This is a genomic window from Streptomyces lacaronensis, from assembly GCF_047337785.1.
GTDB classification, from domain to species: Bacteria; Actinomycetota; Actinomycetes; order Streptomycetales; family Streptomycetaceae; genus Streptomyces; species Streptomyces lycopersici.
Genome location: NZ_JBLHDK010000003.1, coordinates 8,945,927 through 8,963,280, shown reverse-complemented (window position 1 = coordinate 8,963,280; position 17,354 = coordinate 8,945,927). Strand labels below are relative to the sequence as shown.

Here is a 17,354-nt window from a genome sequence, read left to right as displayed (position 1 = left end):
CGCCCGCTGGGCCGTCAACTGCTATGGCACTTAGTACGTTTCGGTGGGCATCGGCGTTCACGGGGAAGGAACGCATTCGCGCCGCGGCCCCTCCGGCCGACTCAGGGTGCGTCAGCTCGGTTCCTCGAGCCGCTACTCAGGACGTGGCGCTCGTCTGCTATGCGTCTTCGTGGACAAGTCGGTGATGAGCCCGCACGCGTTCATCTGGCCAGACTCCCGTCGAGCAGCGTGAGCACCGGGCCTCCTGCCAGGCCCAGCACGATGGTGCAGGCCGCCGTCCCGTAAGCGGTGACGGACGCCGTCCGGATGACTTCACGCGGCCGCTCGTCCCGCCCCGCGGAGAGGGCCGGTGCGATCCAGCGCAGGTAGTAGAAGAGGGACGCCACGGTGTTGATCGCGGCCAGGACGGTCAGCCAGGCGTATCCGCCGTCGAAGGCGGCGCTGAACGCTTCCAGCTTCCCGAGGAAGACGGCGGTCGGCGGGGTGCCGACGAGGCCGAGCAGGCATACGACCAGGGCTCCGGCCAGAGCGGGTCGCTGACGCGCGAGTCCCCGGTAGCTGTCGAGTGTCCGTGAACCAGGAAGGGCACAGACCACCGAGAACGCACCGATATTGGTCAGCGCGTATCCGGCGAGATAGAACAGCAGCGCCTGCTGGGCGAGATCGGCGCGCCCGGCCACGGCCACCGGCATGAGCAGGTATCCGACCTGGCTGATCGTCGAATACGCGAGGAGGCGTTTTACGTCCTGCTGGAAGAAGGCCGCGAGATTGCCCAGCGTCATGGACGAGGCGGAGAGCACGGCTACCAGGCCGGCCCAGGGCACATCGGTGTCGGCCAATACCTCGGCTCCCAGCCGGTACAGGGCGGCAACGGCGCCGATCTTGGGAAGGCTGGTCAGGAATGCCGCCACCGGGGCGGCGCTGCCCTGGACCGCGTCAGGCACCCAGAAGTGTCCCGGCACCCCTCCGGCTTTGAACAGCAGCCCGGCGAGCACCGCGACGACTCCCGCGGCTGTCAGCCGCACCGAGGCGCCCGGGAGTTCGGCCCGCAGCATCGGGTAGGCGGTGGCGCGCCCGGCGGCGTACAGGACGGTGATCCCGGTCAGCATGAACACGCCGAGGAGCGCACCGACCACGTAGTACTTCAAGGCGGCTTCGGTCCCCAATGTGTCCTTGCGGAAGCCCGCGAGAACGTACGAAGGGACGCCGGCGAGCAGATAGGCGGCGGCGAGCAGCAGAAGATCCTGGGCTCCGGCGAGCATCATCGCACCGAGAGCCGCGAGTTGGAGCAGGGTGTAGAACTCGCCCTCGCGCGGGTTCGCGTGCAGCGGGATGATGCTCAGTGCCAGGATCACAAGGGTGCCGCCGAGGATGACGATCCGGCTGGTGGCGGTGACCGGGTCGACGGCGAAGGCTCCGCCGAAGGCCGTGCCGGTCGATGCCGGCGCCGCGGCGACGATCCCCGCCGTACACGCGCCGCCTGCCAGCGCGCCCACCAGCCATTGTCGGCCGCGTGGCAGCCACGAGCCGACCAGCAGTCCGAGTACGGCGGAGCCGGCGAGGAGTACCTCGGGGAGGAGGTCGAGGGGGTTCTCGTTCATCTCGGTCATCGGGCGAGAAGCTCCAGTACGCTCCGGGAAGCCGGTTCAACGACGTCCAGCAGGAAGCGCGGGGCGAGGCCGAGGGCGACGGCGAGAACGAGCAGGGGGGCGATGGCTACGCCCTCGTGCCCCCGGATGTCGGGGAACCGCCGGTCCGCACCCGGTACCGCCGGGAGCCGGAGCGGGCCGAGGAAAATCCGCTGCAGCGCCCGCAGAAACAGCCCGGCGGTGAGGAGAACACCCAGCAGCGCCAGGGCGGTTGCCACCGGTCGTGGCCCCAGGCTCCCGGTGAAGATCTGGAATTCGGCGATGAAGCCGGAGAACCCGGGCAGGCCGAGGGAAGCGAAGGCCGCGACCCCGGTCACTCCGGCGAACACCGGCGCGCGTTCCGCCACCCCTGAATACGCGGACATGTCGTAGGTCCCGCCGCGCTCGTACAACACGCCCGCGAGCAGGAACAGCGCGCCGGTCAGGAGGCCATGGCTGACCATCTGCACCACGGCGCCGGTCACGGCGAGATGTTCGGCTTCGCCCTTTCCACGGCCGACGGCAGCGGCGGCGCCGATGGCCAGGACGATGTACCCCATGTGGTTGACGGAGGTGTACGCGACCATGCGCTTGAAACCGGTCTGGGCGAGGGCGACCAACGCTCCATAGAGCACGGACACCACACCGACCACGACGAACAGGAGTGCGTAGCGACGCCAGGCATCCGGGAGGATCGGCATGGCGATGCGCAGGAACCCGTACGTGCCCATCTTCAGCAGGACTCCTGCCAGGATGGCCGAACCGACGGCGGGGGCTTCGGTATGGGCGGGCGGAAGCCAGGTGTGGAAGGGGACAGTGGGCGTCTTCACCGCAAGGCCCACTCCTACCGCGAGCAGGGTCAGGGCACCGTAGAGCGAGCGGCCCGCGAGGGGGTTCTGCCGGGTGAGTTCGACGATGTCGAAGGTGTGCGGCTCGGCGGCGAGATACAGGCCGATGAACCCCACGAGGAGAGCGAGCGACCCGATGAAGGTGTAGAGGAAGAACTTCAGAGCCGCGCGCCCCGCGCCCGGGTGACCCCATCCCGCGATGACGAAGTACATCGCCACGATGGACAGGTCGAAGAAGACGAAGAACAGGATCAGATCGAGCGCCACGAACAGCCCGATGCAGGTGGTCTGGAGAAACAGGAACAGCGCGGCGAACTCCCTGACGCGCCGGGTCTCGCGGAGCGCGTAGACCGCGCAGGCCAGGAACAGTACGCACGTCAGGGCGACGAGCGGCAGCGACAGTCCGTCGACACCGACGTGGTAACTCACCCCCGCGTCCGGAATCCACCGGGCCACTGCCTCGTACTGCGTGCCGCCCCCGGATCGGTAACCCGCCCACACCATGACGGTGAGCGCCAACTCGACCGCGCAGGTCGCCGCCCAGGTGAGGATGAACAGCCTCGGTGGCGCGCTGCGCGGCGCGCACAGCAGCAGTGCCGCCACGGCGGTCGGCAGCAGGACGAGGGCGGTGAGCACCGCGGTCACCTCACAAGGACGAGGACGACGGCGAGGACGCTGAAAGCCGCGACGGCCTGGGCGAGGTACTGGTGAAGCTGCCCCGTCTGCGGACGGCGAGCCCACCGGCCGAGCGTGCGGGCGGTGGACGCGACCCCTTCGACGGCCCCGTCGACACGCCGCTCCGTACGGCGGTCGGTCCATCGGGCCAGCCGGAGGGCGCCCCGGGCCGCGCCGTCGACGCCACGGTCGAGGACTCGGTCGTCGAACGCGGCCAGCGCGCGGGCGATACGGAAGACGGGGCGGACGAGAAGAGCCAGTACGGCGGCCTCCATCCCGAGCCAGTCACCGAACCAGCGACGCAGGGGGGCGGGCAGGGGCACCGGGCGTGATCCCCATGCCCATACGGCGGCGGACCCGGCCAGGGCGAGGCCGCCGGAGAGGGCGAACTCCCACAGCTGGGGGACGGGCCGCCCTCCGGTTGCCAGTACGCGCGTCACCGTGTCCCGCGCAGGAGGGAAGGCGAGGACGGTCAAGGCGACGCAGGCCACGGCGAGCAACCCCAGCGGAAGACGGCCCGGCACAGAGACGTGGCGGATCGTGGCGGGCTCGTCACCGCGGAGTGTGTCGTCGCGCGGGGCCGGCCGCCAGACGAACCACATGGCCTTCACGCTGTACACGGCGGACACAACGGCGGCGGCCAGCCCCGCCCCGTAGAGCCAGGGGCTCTCCTCCAGCGCCGCGGCGAGCAGAACGTCCTTGGCCGCCCACAACGACAAGGGCGGCACGCCCGCGAGCGTCAACGCGGCCACGGTGAAGGTGACTCCCGCCATACGATGGCGTCGGGCGGCCCCCTGGAGGGCGGGCAGGGCCTTGGCCCCGAACAGGGTCAGCCAGACGCCGGCGGCCAGGAACGCCAAGCTCTTGGCCGCGGCGTGTGCGATGAGCTGCAGTGCCCCGCCGGTGACGCCGGTGGCTCCGGCAGCCAGCACCATGAAGCCGATCTGGGCACAACTGGACGCGGCGAGCAGCTGCTTGAGGTCGCTTTGCGCCACGGCGACCAGGCCCAGCGCGATGGCTGTCGCGGCGCCGGTCCATGCGACGACGGGGCCGCCCCAGCCGGAAGCGTCGAGCAAGGTCTGGAGGCGCAGCAGCAGATACGCTCCGGCCACCACCATGGTCGCGGAGTGCAGCAGGGCGGAGACGGGGCTCGGACCCTGCATGGCACGGGAGAGCCAGAAGCTGAAGGGGAGCTGGGCCGACTTGCCCAACGCCGCCACGACCACTCCAGCAGTGATCACGGACAGCCAGGGATCGGCTGCGCTGTCCAGTTCTTCCAGGGCTGGTGATCGGGACTGACCGCCCGCAAGAGCGGCACCGGCGGCAAGGTACAGGCCGAGGTCTGCGGTCCGGGTGGTCACGAACGCGGTCGTCGCCGCCCCGACGCGTTCTGGGTCGCGCCACCAGTATCCGATCAGTGCCCAGGAAGTGGCTCCCATGATCTCCCACGCCATGAGAAGCGTCAGGAGGTCGGCGGCGGTCACGGTCACCAGCATGGAGCCGCTGAACAGCGATATCAGGCCGAAGAAGCGGGCCCGAGCCTCGCCGGGGCCGATGTCCCAGACGCTGAACACCACAACGGCCGTCGCGGTGGCGGTGACGGCCACCACCATCAGCCCGGACAGCCCGTCCACCCGGAGCTGGAGGGGCAGCCCGGCCAGCAGTGGTGCCTTGGCATCGGGGTGGGCGACGGCGACCAGACAGGCGAGGAAGAGGTCAACCACGGCGACGGCGACAGCCACGAGCGGAGCCACGCGATCGACGAGCCGCCCGGCGATCGTGAGCAGCGCGCCGGAGCCCAGCGGCAGGATGACAAGCGCCCACAGGACCCCGCTCATTCCTTCAACTCCGCCGCCATATCGGTCACGTCGACCTCACGGGCGCGGAAAAGAGCCGTGACGACGGCGAAGCCGACCGCCATCTCGACCGCCATGACGGTGACCGCGATGACGATCAGTACCTGGCCGTCCGCCGAGGCGGGTGCGATGAAATGCCAGACGGCCGCGGCGCCGACGATCAGCCCGCCCAGCATGAGCTCCAGCCCCATCATCAGCATCACGATGGACTGCTGCGTCAGCGCCCCGAAGAGTCCGATGCAGAACAGTGCCGCCGCGAGAAGCAGGAACAGCTCCAGACTCACCGGCCCGCTCCTCCCCGGCCCGGGTCCGCGACACGGTCCCCTCCGAGGTCGTCGCCGAACCGGTCGTAGCGTCCACGGTGGGTCGCCAGGACGACGGTGCCGACGATGGTGGCGAACAGGGCCATGCCCAGGGTCGTCATGGTGAGCATCTGTGGCCCCATCAGCGACATGCCGAGCGCCTTGGTGGGGTCGGCCGGCGGCTTGCCTCGGGGTTCGGGCCAGGGTGCGAGCAGGATTCCGGCGGCGAGAGCGGCGAAGACCACCAAGCAGATCGCTGCCGCGCCCTTGGCGTTATGGACCATGGTCATCGGCATGAGTCCGGCCGGGTTCATCATGTACATCACCATGAAGACCGCCATGATGGCCATCTCGATGATCATCATCAGCACGATCACGACACCCAGGTAATCCAGGCCCAGCAGCAGGACCTCGCCCCCCACGCAGAGCACCGAGGTGAGCAGCGCGTACGTCGCTCTGGCCATGGAGTCGAAGCGGAACACCATGACTCCGGCGGCGATGGCCGGCACGGCCAGGACCCAGAACGTCACGTCCGTCAACACCAGTGGCAACCTCCGATTCTCATCGGTTCAGCACGACGAGAGCGACGATGAGTGATTGCACGAGCACCAGCGGCACCAGCACCATCCACGCCGGCTCCATATAGCGGTCCATCCGCACGGTGGGCATCAGCCGTCGACACACCATCAGCACGCCCAGAACCCCGGCTGTCTTGATCAACGTCCACGACCAGCCGGGCAGCAGCGGCCCGTGGCCGCCCCCGAGAAAGAGCGGCACGCTGAACGCCGCGGTCACCACCAGCAGGACCCGGCGGCCACCGAGGAACACCAGCCGGTCGACGCCGGACAGTTCGACGGCAGCACCGCCGCCGAGGTCCCGCCCAATGGACTGGTCGAACGGCCCCCAGAACGACATCGCCATGGCGCTGAGCAGGTAGACCCCGAACGCGACGGGCATCCACACCACGAACCACAGTTCCCGCTGAGCGCCGACCACGTCGCCCACGCGCAGGGATTCGGCCCCGAGGGCAGCCGTAGTGATGGCCAGCATGTGCGGCAGCTCGTACGCCAGTCCCTGAGCAAGAAATCGGTACCCACCGATCAACGACAACGCCGAGTTCGGCCCCCAACCGGTCAGCCACACCGCTGCCCAGGCCAGAGCCTCCATCGCGTTGAACCAGACGATGCCGACGTCCAGATCGCTCACCGATGTGAAGCCCATCGGAAGGACTGCCCCGGCAAGCACAGCCGCGACGGGAACCAGAACGACACCGAGCCGACCGAGCAGCGCGTCAGCGGCCCTGGTACGACGACGCTGCTGGACCAGCAGCCGCAGCCCCTCGCGCAGCGGACCTGCCGCGCGCTCGAGGAAACCGCGCGGCGACGCCGCGCGCCCCCGCTCGGTCGAGGCGGACAGAGCGGCGTCGAACCCGGCGCTGATGACGGCGGCGCCCGCCAAGGCCGTCGGGAGGACGAGAGTCGCCCACAGGGGCGCCGGGTCAGCCATGGGCCGGTCCCCGGGCAGTCACGGCAACCAGTTCGTCGATGTCCGGATCGAGGCTCGCCACAATCACCCTGGCCGAACCGAACTCGGCGCCACGCAGCAGCTCGGGCAGCGTGTCGAGCAGGGCACGAGACGGGGGCCGAACAGCATCCACCGCACCCCGCGGTCCCTTCCGATCGTCGGATTCCAGCGGCAGCGTGTCCCCGAACTCGTCGACCGCGCGGCGAACCTCCGCCAACCAGACGCGTACGCGGTCATAGGCGTCGCCGTCCGCGGCGAGCGCCGGCCCCGACACGCCCAGCTCATGAGCCCGAACCGCAGGCAGCGGGCCAAGACCCGCGACAAGCCACCGCACTGTGCGGGAACGCCCCACCCGGCGGACCATCTTCAGCACCTCGGCACGCAACCGGTCGGTTGGGGCACCAGCCAGGACATCGTCCCGCAGACGGCGCGAGCAGGCGGCGGCGTCGCCCCAGCCAATCACCGCCAGGAAACGCCCGAGACTGTCCAGATGAGCCCCACACCGGCGACGGGCCGCGCAGTCGCGCGTCACAGGGCCATCGCCGGCGGTCCGCAGCCACGGCTCGTTCCAGAACGGGTCCCGCCTCGAGGCCACCCGCACGTACTCCACATCGGCGCGCTGCACCAGATCACCCTGGAGGGACAGGTGCAGGATCAAACCGCAAGGCCAGTCGTTGAGGGCTGGACCCAGCGGGACATGGAGGACGTCGAGACGCAGCCCATCCCGATCATCCCCGCGTCCGGCCATCGGGAGCCCGGCAACCCTCCCGCCCTCATGGCCATGAGCGTTCCCCGGGCCGGGAGAGAGCCCGGCCTCCGCGGCAGACTCGTCGTGCGCAGCCGTCCGCCAACGCTCCCCACCGTCGGCGAGTACTGAGGCGCCCTCTTCCAACCGCTGACGCACATGCCCTGGTCGGTCGAGAGTGACCAGCGCCCTGGGACTCGGCACCTGCCGCCGGACATTGGCCAACCACTCGGCCTCGGAAGATTCGGCTGATCCGGCCACCACCACCAAGTCCGCGGCTGCCGGCCCGGCCACCACCGGCCACCCACGCCGCCGTAACTCGGCTTCGGCCTCCAGTCTGATCTCCGTGGAGCCGGGCCATCCGACGAGCAGCACGCTCGGACGGGATACCGCCGCGTTCCGTAGCACGTCCCTCAAACCCATCGGAACGCGCCCTCACGCCATGCGTAACTCACGCCCGCGAACAGAAGACCGAGGAAGAGGAACATCTCGATGACCGCGCTCGACCCGACATCGGACACCACCTTCACCCACGGGTACATGAACAGCATTTCCATGTCGAAGGCGAGGAAGATCATAGTGACCGGATACCAGCGCACATGAAACCGGGAGAAGGCGTGCTCGCGCGGTGGCAGCCCTCCGCTGAACGGCTCGGCATCCAGCGGCTCACGCGCCGAGGTCAGCCAGGCGCTCCATCCGTACAGGGCCGAGACTCCTCCGGCGACGATGCCCAGGAGGACCGCTACCGGCTCCCACGCGCTCATCCCGACCATGGTCCTTCCTGACGTCGGTCAGACCCCGTAGGCGCGCCCTATCTCGTCGGTAGGCGCGTCGTGGAATCGCACACGGTGAAACGACTACCCATTCCGCCGGGGATATTCCAGAGCCGTCCCGATAAGTCGTCGCGCTCCGGCCTCAGGTGCGAGCCGCCCCGGGCCACCAGCGCAGCTTCGCACTCGGCGTCGGCACGCGCAGCGCCCGCCTGCCCGCTGCGTGGCCTCAGGGACGGGCCCGCCCCTCTGGCGGACCCGTCCCTGGCGGCGGACGCGTGCGATCAGGCTTGGTAGGCCACCAGGGCCATCATCCCCGCCTCGCCGTGGTAGGCGTTGTGGCAGTGCAGCAGCCATTGGCCGGGGTTGTCCGCGTCGAAGACGACCGACACCTTCTTCTCAGGCAGCACGATGGTGGTGTCCTTGCGCGGCCCCGTGCTGCCGAGCTGGTACGTGTGGCCGTGGAGGTGCATGGGATGCCACATGTCGGTGGTGTTGACGAAGTCCAGCCGCACCCGCTGGCCCTCCTCGACACGCAGCGGACTCGCATCCGGGTTGTTCATGTCGAACCGCTTACCGTTGATGGCCCAGTTGTACTTGTCCATACCGCCGGTCAGCTCGATGCGGTGGACCCGGTCCGCCTTCTTCGACGACAGCCGCACCTCATCGGCGGCGCGCAGCTGGGACGCGCTCGTGATCAGGCCGTCCAGCTCCTCGGGGCGGACGGTGGGGGACGGCTTGCTGCCCGAGCCGGTACGGATCAGCGCCATGCCGCTGGCCTTCTTGCCCTCGGCCAGTGCGACCAGGGGGAAGACACCGTCATCGAGGGTGACCAGGACGTCGTAGCGCTCCCCCATGCCGATCAGCAGCGCGTCGGTCCGGCGGTGCTCGACGGGGTAGCCGTCGGTGTGGGTGATGGTCAGCTTGTGGCCGCCCAGCGCCACGCGGTACGCGGTGTCCGAGCCCGCGTTGATGATCCGCAGCCGCACTCGCGTGCCCGGCTTGCCGGTGTAGACGTCCGGGTCCTGCGGAACCTTGCCGTTGACCAGGTGGTACGGGTACTTCACATCCCCCGCGTCGCCACCGAGGAGCTCGCTGTCAGCACCCATGAGCATGAACTTCATCGACATGCCGTCGGCGGAGTCCGAGGGGGATGGCGACGGGTTCTTGTCCATGCCGCCCATATCGTGGCCGCCCGCGCTTTCGGGGCTGGGGCTGCTGCCGCCCATACCGCTCATACCGCTGTGGTCCATCCCGCCCATGCCCTGCTTGAGCTCCGCGAATGCCTCATCCGGGGTGCCGGTGACGCCATCGAGCCAGTCGTCGAGGACGACGACCCACTCATCGTCGTAGGACAACGGTTCCTTCGGGTCCTCGACGATCAGCGGAGCGTGCAGGCCGCGGTCGAGCTGGACGCCGACATGGGGGTGGAAGAAGTATGTGCCGGGTGCGTCGGCGATGAAGCGGTAGGTGAAGGCCGATCCGGCGCGGACGGCCTGTTGGGTGGCCGGGGGCACGCCGTCCATGTCGTTGCGCAGGGCGAGGCCGTGCCAGTGGATGGATGTGGTGGTCCTGTCCGGCAGCTGGTTGGTCAGCTCGGCGGCCAAGGTGTCCCCGGCCGTGAGGCGGATCTCCTTACCGGGGGCCTGCCCGTCGAAGGCCCAGGTCCTCGCCGTGACGCCGCCGCCCAGGTCGAGCCTGACAGGTGTGGCGGTCAGGCTTCGCTTCATCACCCTGCCGGTGGACGAGCGCTTCTTCTCCACGCGAGTGACCGCGGCCCCGGAGGGACTGACCAGACCGGGGGTGCCACTGGAGCCGGATGCGCTGTCGCAGGCGGCGAGCGCACCTGCGCCGGCCACCCCCAGTCCGGCCAGCAGGACGGATCGGCGATTGATGCTGTTCACAGAGGTGGTGTCCTTGTCTCGAATATGCCACTCAGGTCACATGCGGACATGGCTCCTCGCCCCGTCGCCGGGGGCAGGGATGCCATGGGACGCGGCCTAAATGCGCAAACGAGAAAGGACGGAGAGCAGGTCGGGCGGTGCGCGCTCCGCCGTGCCGGAGGAACCGCGCCTGGAGACCGCTGCGTGCGGGGAGGCGTCGCGTTCGGCGTACGACGTCGCGGGCGGCGCCGTGAGCTTCAGCGTGTCGACGCTGAAGGCGGAACAGTGCTCCACGCCCACACCGCCGCAGGCCGTCTTCCCGTCCCCGTACACGACCGGATCGGCGTGGAGTACCGGCGGGGAGGCCGCCGAGCCCACGGGATCGTCGGTGGTGGCTGGTGCGGCACCCTTGTGGGCATCGGGCTGCCCGGCGGTGTCCATGGGCATGGCCATGGCGGCCATCGCGCGCGAAGCAGCGGGCGAAGTCGAGGTCATCACCGTGATCGCCTGGTGGTGCACCAGGACGGCGATCACCATGAACAGGGCGATGGCGACAGCCAGGGCCCAGCGGACGGCACCACCATGGGCGCTCGTCAGCCGGACTTTCCGCACGGTCATCGCTTCCACCTACGCTCCCTGCCAGCGGATCGCCAATATACCCTGAGGGGGTAGGTTACTCACCGTGCACCCGTCCCCGCGCCCCGAGGTGGGAGCGTGGCCCGCCCCGTAGGAGCATCCCCCGCAGTAGCTCGATGTGGCAGCGCCCCGAGGACGCCACCCGCGGGAGCGCAGGTCCAGTGGTCGGGGACCTCGCGCGTCGCATCACGTCCCCACGCAGTGACCCTACGGGCGCGGCTCCTATGCCGAATCCTCGCCCACCACGGTCAGGTCGTCGCCCAGGGCTGCGGCGATTTCGGCGGCCCGGGAGTGATCGTCCAATCGGCGCGTCAGGTAGGCGCAGGCGTGGTGATGCCGGAGTGACCACCAGGCCACGGAGCCGCCGATCCCACCTTTGGCGATCTTGCCCTTGTCGCGTACGAAGCCCAGTGTCCAGGTGATCTCGGTGCCGAAGACCTCGTCGTAGTCGGTGACCTGGGAGGCGAGGAGATCGGTGTGCAGCCTCTCCCCGAGCAGTTCCCGTACCGGTCCGTCCTCGTTGGTGAGATGGGAGAAGAACGCAGCCATCGCCGTCGCGGTCGTATGCAGGTTGACTGCTCCGAAGACCGATTGCCGCCAGGCCCGGGAGTTGACCCGCTCCGTGTCCAGGGCTCCGGCGGGGATCTGAAGCCACGGTGCCGCAGGGAGTAGCCGCGGCCAGTTCGGGTCCGCGTACTCCAGGTCGGCGACGCGGCTCAGTGCGTGATCCGGCACGCCGAACCAGGCATCGAGGTTCAGCGCGGGCCGCACCGTATCGTTGAATATCTCTCCCAGCGTTGCCCCGGCGCCCGCGCGCAGGATGCCGTCGACCAGGTGCCCGTAGGTCAGCGCGTGTTCCCCGAGTGATGTCCCGGGAACGTACTCCGGCGCCGCCTGTGCCAGGCTCGCCCGCAGCCCGCTGTCATCCAGCAGGTCAAGACCTGCGGCCTCGGGTCCGAAGCGCGGCTGACCCGCCCGGTGCGTGAGCACGTGGCGGAGGGTGGTCCGCTCCTTGCCCCGGACCCCGTACTCGCTCCAGTACCTGGCGATCGGCTCGTCCAGTGCCAGCGCACCGTCGCGAACCGCCACCAGGGCGGCGAGCGTGACGAACGACTTCGACAGCGAGTATGGCTGGACCAGCGTGTCGCCACGCCAGGGACGGCTCCGTCCGGTATCGGCCCACCCCGCGTTCAGCTGGACAACCTCGCGGCCCTCGCGCCAGACCGATACGCCCGCCCCTGTTTCCAGGCCGCCGTCCACCAGCCGCTGGAAGACCTGACGCACCGCGTCATACCCGTCCTCAGCGAAACCCTCAACGTTCATTGCACCCGCCTCTACGTCCGATCAGGTAGCTGTCAGCCGAGCAATTCAGAGAACTTGCCGTTCTCTGAGGGATGCGCTTCCCAAACAGCGGAAGCATACCCCGGCGGGGTATGCGGCTCGGTCTCGACCACTCCGGCGCCGGCCGCATGGTGCGTGACGCCGTCGCGGCCGGATACCTTGCCCGCGGCGACTCGCGGCGGTCCGCGCGCTGAGCGCCGAACGAGTCCTCGACCGCGGGGCTGCCGCGGTGAAGCGCGTCATTTCTCGGCCGGGGTGGGGGCTTGGGGAAGGCGTAGCCGGAAGCATGCTCCGAGGGTCCGGGGGGTGAGGGTGAGGGTGCCTCGGTGGCGATGGGCCAGGTCGCGGGCGATGGCGAGGCCCAGGCCGGTGCCGCCGTGGTCGCGGGAGCGGGCGTCGTCGAGCCGGACGAAGCGTTCGAAGATGCGCTCGGCGTCCTCGGTGGGCACGCCCGGTCCGTCGTCATGCACCGTGAGGACGACCCAGGCGTCCTGGTTCCGGATGGTGAGCTGGATGCGGTGTGCGGCGTGGCGGGCGGCGTTGTCGATGAGGTTGCGCAGCAGCCGTTCGAAGTCGTCGGGGTTTCCGTGTACGTATGCGGGGGCGGTGCTGTCGCAGGTGAGGGTCAACGGCCGTTCGGTGAGGGGGCATTGCTCGGTCAGCCGGGAGGCGAGGGCTGTCAGGTCGACGGTTTCAGGGCCGGCTGTGGGGGTGCGGGTGTCGAGGCGGGCGAGGAGCAGCAGGTCTTCGGCGAGAGCCTGGAGGCGGCGGGTCTGTCGTGCGGCGGTGGTGGCCGCGGCGGGCCAGTCGGTGCGTTCCGGGTAGGCGAGCGCGACTTCCAGGCTGGCCAGCAATGTGGTGAGAGGGCTGCGCAGTTCGTGGGCGGCGTCCGCGACGAAGCGGCGTTGCTGGGCGGCGGCGTTGTCGAGGCGTTGGAGGGTGGTGTTGATGGTGGTGGCCAGGGCGGTGATCTCGTGTCCCGTGGCGGGGACGGTGACGCGTTCGCGGGGGTCGCTCGCGTTGACCGAGGCGGTGAGGACGCGGATGGCTTCGACCGGCCGCAGCCCGATGCGGACGGCGAAGTAGGTGACGGCGGCGATCAGTACGAGGCCGACGAGCCCGGCCCGCAGCAGCAGGAGGTCGGTGGTCTTGGTGATTGCCTCGGCTGTGTGCGGGAGCACCACCACATAGACCCGCAGCTTGGCGTCGGCGGCGACGCCCAGAGCGGCGGCTTTGGTGCCGCTCAGTTCATCGGCCCAGATGTCGGCTGTTATGACCTGGTTGGTCCCGCCGGCTACGGAGAGTTTGTCACTGGGGTCGTAGTCGGGGTTCGCAGGTAGGCGGACGGTAGTAATGAGCTCGACCCGCTGGGCCTTCGGCGGGGCGGGCATCACGTGGTGGGTGCCGGGATCGAAGTCGACCATGCCTCCGCCGTAGGCGACAGCGGTGCGTCGGCCGGTCGCGACAACCTCGTACGGCACGGTGCTTGTGGAGTCGGGAATGACGCCCTGTCTCAACTGATCGCAAAGAGACCAGAGCTGTGCCTTGGCTTGGTCTTCGGCGATCTGCGTGCTCTGGCGGTAGACGTCGCGGTGTACCCACCAGCCGATGCCGACCAGGACAACGGCGGCGGCCAGGGCGGCGGCCAGGGCCGTGCGGGCTCGTACCGAACGAGGCCACCAGCGGCGTCGCGGCTCAGTCGCGTTCACGGTCGTCCACCAATCGGTAGCCGGTGCCCCGTACGGTCTGCAGGGACTGTCGGTGGAACGCGGCGTCCACCTTCTTGCGGAGGGCGCTGACGCGCGCCTCCACCAGGTTGGGATCCTGGGCTTCGTCGGGCCACGCGTGATAGAGCAGATCCGTTTTGGAGACCGCCTGGCCCGCCCGGCGGGCCAGCAGCTCCAGCACGGCGAACTCCCGGGGTGTGAGTTCCACCCGGACCCCGGCCCGGCGGCAGACCCGGCCGGCGACGTCCAACGAGAGGTCACCCACGGCAAGGACGGGCGGAAGGGCCGCGGCGGCTCGTCTGACCAGGGCCCGCAACCGTGCGACGAGCACCGTGTAGGAGAAGGGTTTGGCCAGGTAGTCGTCGGCCCCCGTGTCCAGGGCCTCTGCCTGATCCCACTCCCCGTCCTTGGCTGTGAGTACCAGGATGGGAGTCGCGTCGCCCTCCCGGCGCAACTGGGCGCAGACCTTGTAGCCGTTGAGTCCGGGCAGCATCAAGTCCAGTACGACAAGGGCGTATTCGCCGGTCCGGGCCATCCACAGTCCCTGCCGGCCGTCATGGGCGAGGTCGACGCTGTAGCCCTCAGCGGTCAGACCGGTGTGCAGGGTGTGGGCAAGGTCCACCTCGTCTTCGACCACCAGGATGCGCATGTGGTGCAGCCTCGCACAGCGCCGGCCCGCCTTCCTGATCGTCCGGTCAGGTTGGGTCAGCATCCGATCAACGAGGTCCCGGCACGCTGGCGGAGCTTCTTCGCCACTGCTGAAAGGTCCTGTCGCCGATGTCCGTTGATGAACGTGCCCCCGCCGTGGCCAGGACGATTTCCCCTCCCGTACCCGCCCGCCGGCAATCACCGGGCCCGGTCAAAGCCGTTGTCGTCATCGCGCCCTTGTCGCTGACCATCGCGCTGGGGCTCTGGGGTATCCGCAGGCAGAACACCATGTGGGGGGACGAGTCCGTCACCTATCAGCTCGCGCAACGCGATCTTTCGCAGATATGGCTCACCGCCCAGCATATTGATCTGGTCCATGCCCTCTACTACGCCGTGATGCATGAGATCTTCGGTCTCTTCGGCGGAGGGCTGCTGACGTTACGGCTGCCGTCTGTGCTGGCGATGTCCGTGGCGGCGAGCGGAGTCGGGCTTCTGGCGCTACGCCTGGCGGGACCCCGTGCCGGGCTGCTGGCCGGGCTGGTGTTTCCGCTCCTTCCCCAGGTACAGAAGTACGCGCAGGAAGGCCGCTCGTATGCCATGGTCTGTGCCCTGGTCGCCTGGGCCACCTATGCGCTCGTGGTCAGCGTCCCGCATCGCGCCCGGTGGCGGTGGACGGTCTATGGCTCCACCATGCTGCTGGCCTGTCTGCTCCATGAGTTCGCGGTCCTCGCGCTGGTCGCACACGGCGTCACACTGGTCGTCTCCCGTGTTCCACGACCGGTGCTGAGGGCGTGGAGTGCGGCTGCCGCGGGCGTCGTGGCCGGGCTGTTGCCGCTGGCGATCTACAGTGCGGGGCAGTCGGAGCAGGTGTCCTGGATCGGCGGACCGGTGCGGCTTCGTTATTTCCTGGTGGTGGCGGTCGTGGGCGTGGTGTGTGCCCGAGCGCCCCTGGGGGTGAGGGGGCCCGTTCGGCTTTCCGTGCTGGCTGTGCCGATTCTTGTGCTTCCGGGCCTTCTGCTGCTGATCGCCTCACTGGTCAAGCCCCTTTTCGTCGACCGCTATGTGCTCTTCAGCAATATCGGAATCGCCTTGCTGCTGGGCGCCTGGATGGATTACTTCCACCGGCGGCAGCGGTCTTCCCGCAACGCGTGGATCGCGGTGGTTGCCGTACTGGCCGCGCTCGTCCCGCCGAGCCTTTCGCTGAGGACGCCCCAGAGCCGGAGCAATGACGTCACCGCCATCGGCGCCGCCGTACGCGAGGAAGGCCGTCCCGGCGACGGGCTGCTCTATCTCTCCGGCCGACACCGGATCTTGACCGCGGCCAACCCCGAGGACACCCGTTTCCTGACGGATCTGGCCCTGGCACAGGACCCCGTTTCGTCGAACACACTCGCAGGCGTCGAGCTTCCCGCCCAGGACATTGCGGCACGCATGCTGGAATTCGACCGGATCGTCGCGGTCCGCGCGGCGGATGCGCACTCGTCGGCCAACCCACAGGAGGAAGCGAAAACGAGCACCCTGCGGCGCCACTTCCGCGCGTACGGAACAACCCACGTCAATGGGGCGCGAGTCACCGTCTATGTCCGAGACCACGACCCGGGGAGTCTTTCGCGTCATGACAACCACTGAACGCGTACCAGCCACACGTTCACATGGGTAGCGAGCCGCAATACCTTTGCGATCGTCTATCTTGCAGGTGTGGACGTCACCAGTGACCTCTTCCGCGGGGTGCGGGCCCGCGGCTCCCTGTTCGGCAGTTCGACGCTGTCCCCGCCCTGGTCACTGCACTTCGTGGACGGTGCGCCGCTGACCCTGTGCACCGTCCTCACCGGGGCGGGCTGGATCGTGCCGGAGGGGCATCCGCCCGAGCGCCTCGGCGCCCACGACACGATCGTGGTGCGTGGTCCAACGACCTTCACCTTCGTCGACGAGCCCGGCAGTACGGCAGAACCGATCGCCTGCGGGGAGCACTGCGCGACGCCCGAGCAGGGTGGCGCACGGCACCGTCTGGGCTGGCACGATCCCGGCGAAGGGGGCAGCGAGGACAGTGGTGCGACGACTTTGGTGGTCGGCGCCTATCCGGTCCGCGGCGAGATCAGCCGACAGCTGATGGACGCGCTGCCCGTCGTGCTGCGCGTGGACGCCGGAGACACCGGTGACCCGGTGCTGGACCACCTCGCCTCCGAGGTCGCCCGCGACGAACCGGGCCAGCAGGTCGTGCTCGACCGACTCCTTGACTGGATGCTGGTGTGCACGCTGCGCACCTGGCTGGACCGGCCCGGCGGCCACCCCCCGGCTTGGTGGACCGCCCAGAAGGACTCGGTGGTCGGCCAGGCGCTGCGCCTCTTGCACACCGAACCGGCGGCGCCATGGACGGTGGGCGAGCTGGCCCGGCGTACGGGGGTGTCCCGCTCGACACTTGCGAAACGGTTCGCCGATCTGCTCGGCGAGCCGCCGCTGGCCTATCTGACCCGCTGGCGCATGACGCTGGCGGCGGATCTCCTGGTCGAGCAGGAGTCCTCGACGGTCGCTCACGTCGCCCGCGCCGTCGGCTACACCGATCCGTTCGCGTTCAGCGTGGCGTTCAAAAGACTCCGGGGCACCAACCCGAGCGAGTTCCGCCGCATGGCCGAAGCCTGACGGGCAGGGGCTCCAACAGGTGGCCAGTTGCGGAGGGCGGCGTCCGCAACCCGTTGGAGTTCTTCGCGGGTGGCGCCGGCGGCCGGCCTCCTTGCACGCCAGCTGGCATGATGCGTCACTTAATGTCAATA

General features: G+C 69.2%; 15 protein-coding genes. 2 read left to right on the top strand and 13 right to left on the bottom strand.

All coding sequences use genetic code 11. The features are described 5' to 3' along the window. Positions 1-200: 200 nt before the first annotated feature. From ACMTAK_RS38665 to ACMTAK_RS38605, 13 genes are all read right to left on the bottom strand, one after another. Positions 201-1,610 (bottom strand): NADH-quinone oxidoreductase subunit N, encoded by a 1,410-nt coding sequence (locus ACMTAK_RS38665; RefSeq protein WP_413810462.1) that lies wholly within the window; start codon positions 1,608-1,610, stop codon positions 201-203. Then, positions 1,607-3,112: a complex I subunit 4 family protein gene (locus ACMTAK_RS38660; RefSeq protein ID WP_413810461.1), complete on the bottom strand. Its 1,506-nt coding sequence runs from the start codon at positions 3,110-3,112 to the stop codon at positions 1,607-1,609. The genes ACMTAK_RS38665 and ACMTAK_RS38660 overlap by 4 nt, the downstream gene beginning before the upstream one ends. A 5-nt stretch (positions 3,113-3,117) precedes the next feature. Further along, on the bottom strand, positions 3,118-4,989 hold the full coding sequence (locus ACMTAK_RS38655) for an NADH-quinone oxidoreductase subunit 5 family protein (protein WP_413810460.1): 1,872 nt from the start codon (positions 4,987-4,989) through the stop codon (positions 3,118-3,120). Next, positions 4,986-5,291, bottom strand: a complete 306-nt coding sequence (gene nuoK, locus ACMTAK_RS38650) for an NADH-quinone oxidoreductase subunit NuoK (protein ID WP_413810459.1) — start codon at positions 5,289-5,291, stop codon at positions 4,986-4,988. Before nuoK ends, ACMTAK_RS38655 begins: the two co-directional genes overlap by 4 nt. Beyond that, the gene (locus ACMTAK_RS38645; protein ID WP_413813131.1) at positions 5,288-5,794 is read right to left on the bottom strand and encodes an NADH-quinone oxidoreductase subunit J; all 507 of its coding nucleotides are present in this window, start codon (positions 5,792-5,794) and stop codon (positions 5,288-5,290) included. Before ACMTAK_RS38645 ends, nuoK begins: the two co-directional genes overlap by 4 nt. A gap of 76 nt (positions 5,795-5,870) precedes the next feature. Next, positions 5,871-6,815 (bottom strand): NADH-quinone oxidoreductase subunit H, encoded by a 945-nt coding sequence (locus ACMTAK_RS38640; protein WP_413810458.1) that lies wholly within the window; start codon positions 6,813-6,815, stop codon positions 5,871-5,873. Continuing rightward, positions 6,808-7,491 carry a hypothetical protein gene (locus tag ACMTAK_RS38635; protein ID WP_413810457.1) on the bottom strand — a complete coding sequence of 228 codons (684 nt, stop codon included), beginning with the start codon at positions 7,489-7,491 and terminating at the stop codon, positions 6,808-6,810. Before ACMTAK_RS38635 ends, ACMTAK_RS38640 begins: the two co-directional genes overlap by 8 nt. A gap of 500 nt (positions 7,492-7,991) precedes the next feature. Next, positions 7,992-8,342, bottom strand: coding sequence for an NADH-quinone oxidoreductase subunit A (locus ACMTAK_RS38630; protein ID WP_413810456.1), 351 nt, complete (start codon positions 8,340-8,342; stop codon positions 7,992-7,994). A 290-nt stretch (positions 8,343-8,632) separates the two neighbouring features. Continuing rightward, positions 8,633-10,252, bottom strand: a complete 1,620-nt coding sequence (locus ACMTAK_RS38625; RefSeq protein ID WP_413810455.1) for a multicopper oxidase family protein — start codon at positions 10,250-10,252, stop codon at positions 8,633-8,635. Between the two features lie 96 nt (positions 10,253-10,348). Beyond that, entirely contained in the window at positions 10,349-10,849 is a 501-nt protein-coding gene (locus tag ACMTAK_RS38620; protein ID WP_413810454.1) for a hypothetical protein, read from the bottom strand. Between the two features lie 240 nt (positions 10,850-11,089). Next, entirely contained in the window at positions 11,090-12,190 is a 1,101-nt protein-coding gene (locus tag ACMTAK_RS38615) for a serine hydrolase domain-containing protein (protein WP_413810453.1), read from the bottom strand. A gap of 257 nt (positions 12,191-12,447) precedes the next feature. Then, positions 12,448-13,917, bottom strand: coding sequence for a sensor histidine kinase (locus ACMTAK_RS38610; protein ID WP_413810452.1), 1,470 nt, complete (start codon positions 13,915-13,917; stop codon positions 12,448-12,450). After that, a complete protein-coding gene (locus tag ACMTAK_RS38605; protein ID WP_413810451.1) occupies positions 13,904-14,584 on the bottom strand; it encodes a response regulator transcription factor in 681 nt (226 codons plus the stop codon). Before ACMTAK_RS38605 ends, ACMTAK_RS38610 begins: the two co-directional genes overlap by 14 nt. Positions 14,585-14,712: 128 nt before the next feature. Between ACMTAK_RS38605 and ACMTAK_RS38600 the strand changes: the two genes are divergently transcribed. Together ACMTAK_RS38600 and ACMTAK_RS38595 are read left to right on the top strand one after the other, a co-directional pair. Next, positions 14,713-16,212 carry a glycosyltransferase family 39 protein gene (locus tag ACMTAK_RS38600; RefSeq protein ID WP_413810450.1) on the top strand — a complete coding sequence of 500 codons (1,500 nt, stop codon included), beginning with the start codon at positions 14,713-14,715 and terminating at the stop codon, positions 16,210-16,212. A 69-nt stretch (positions 16,213-16,281) separates the two neighbouring features. Beyond that, positions 16,282-17,223 carry a cupin domain-containing protein gene (locus ACMTAK_RS38595; RefSeq protein WP_413810449.1) on the top strand — a complete coding sequence of 314 codons (942 nt, stop codon included), beginning with the start codon at positions 16,282-16,284 and terminating at the stop codon, positions 17,221-17,223. Positions 17,224-17,354: the final 131 nt, after the last annotated feature.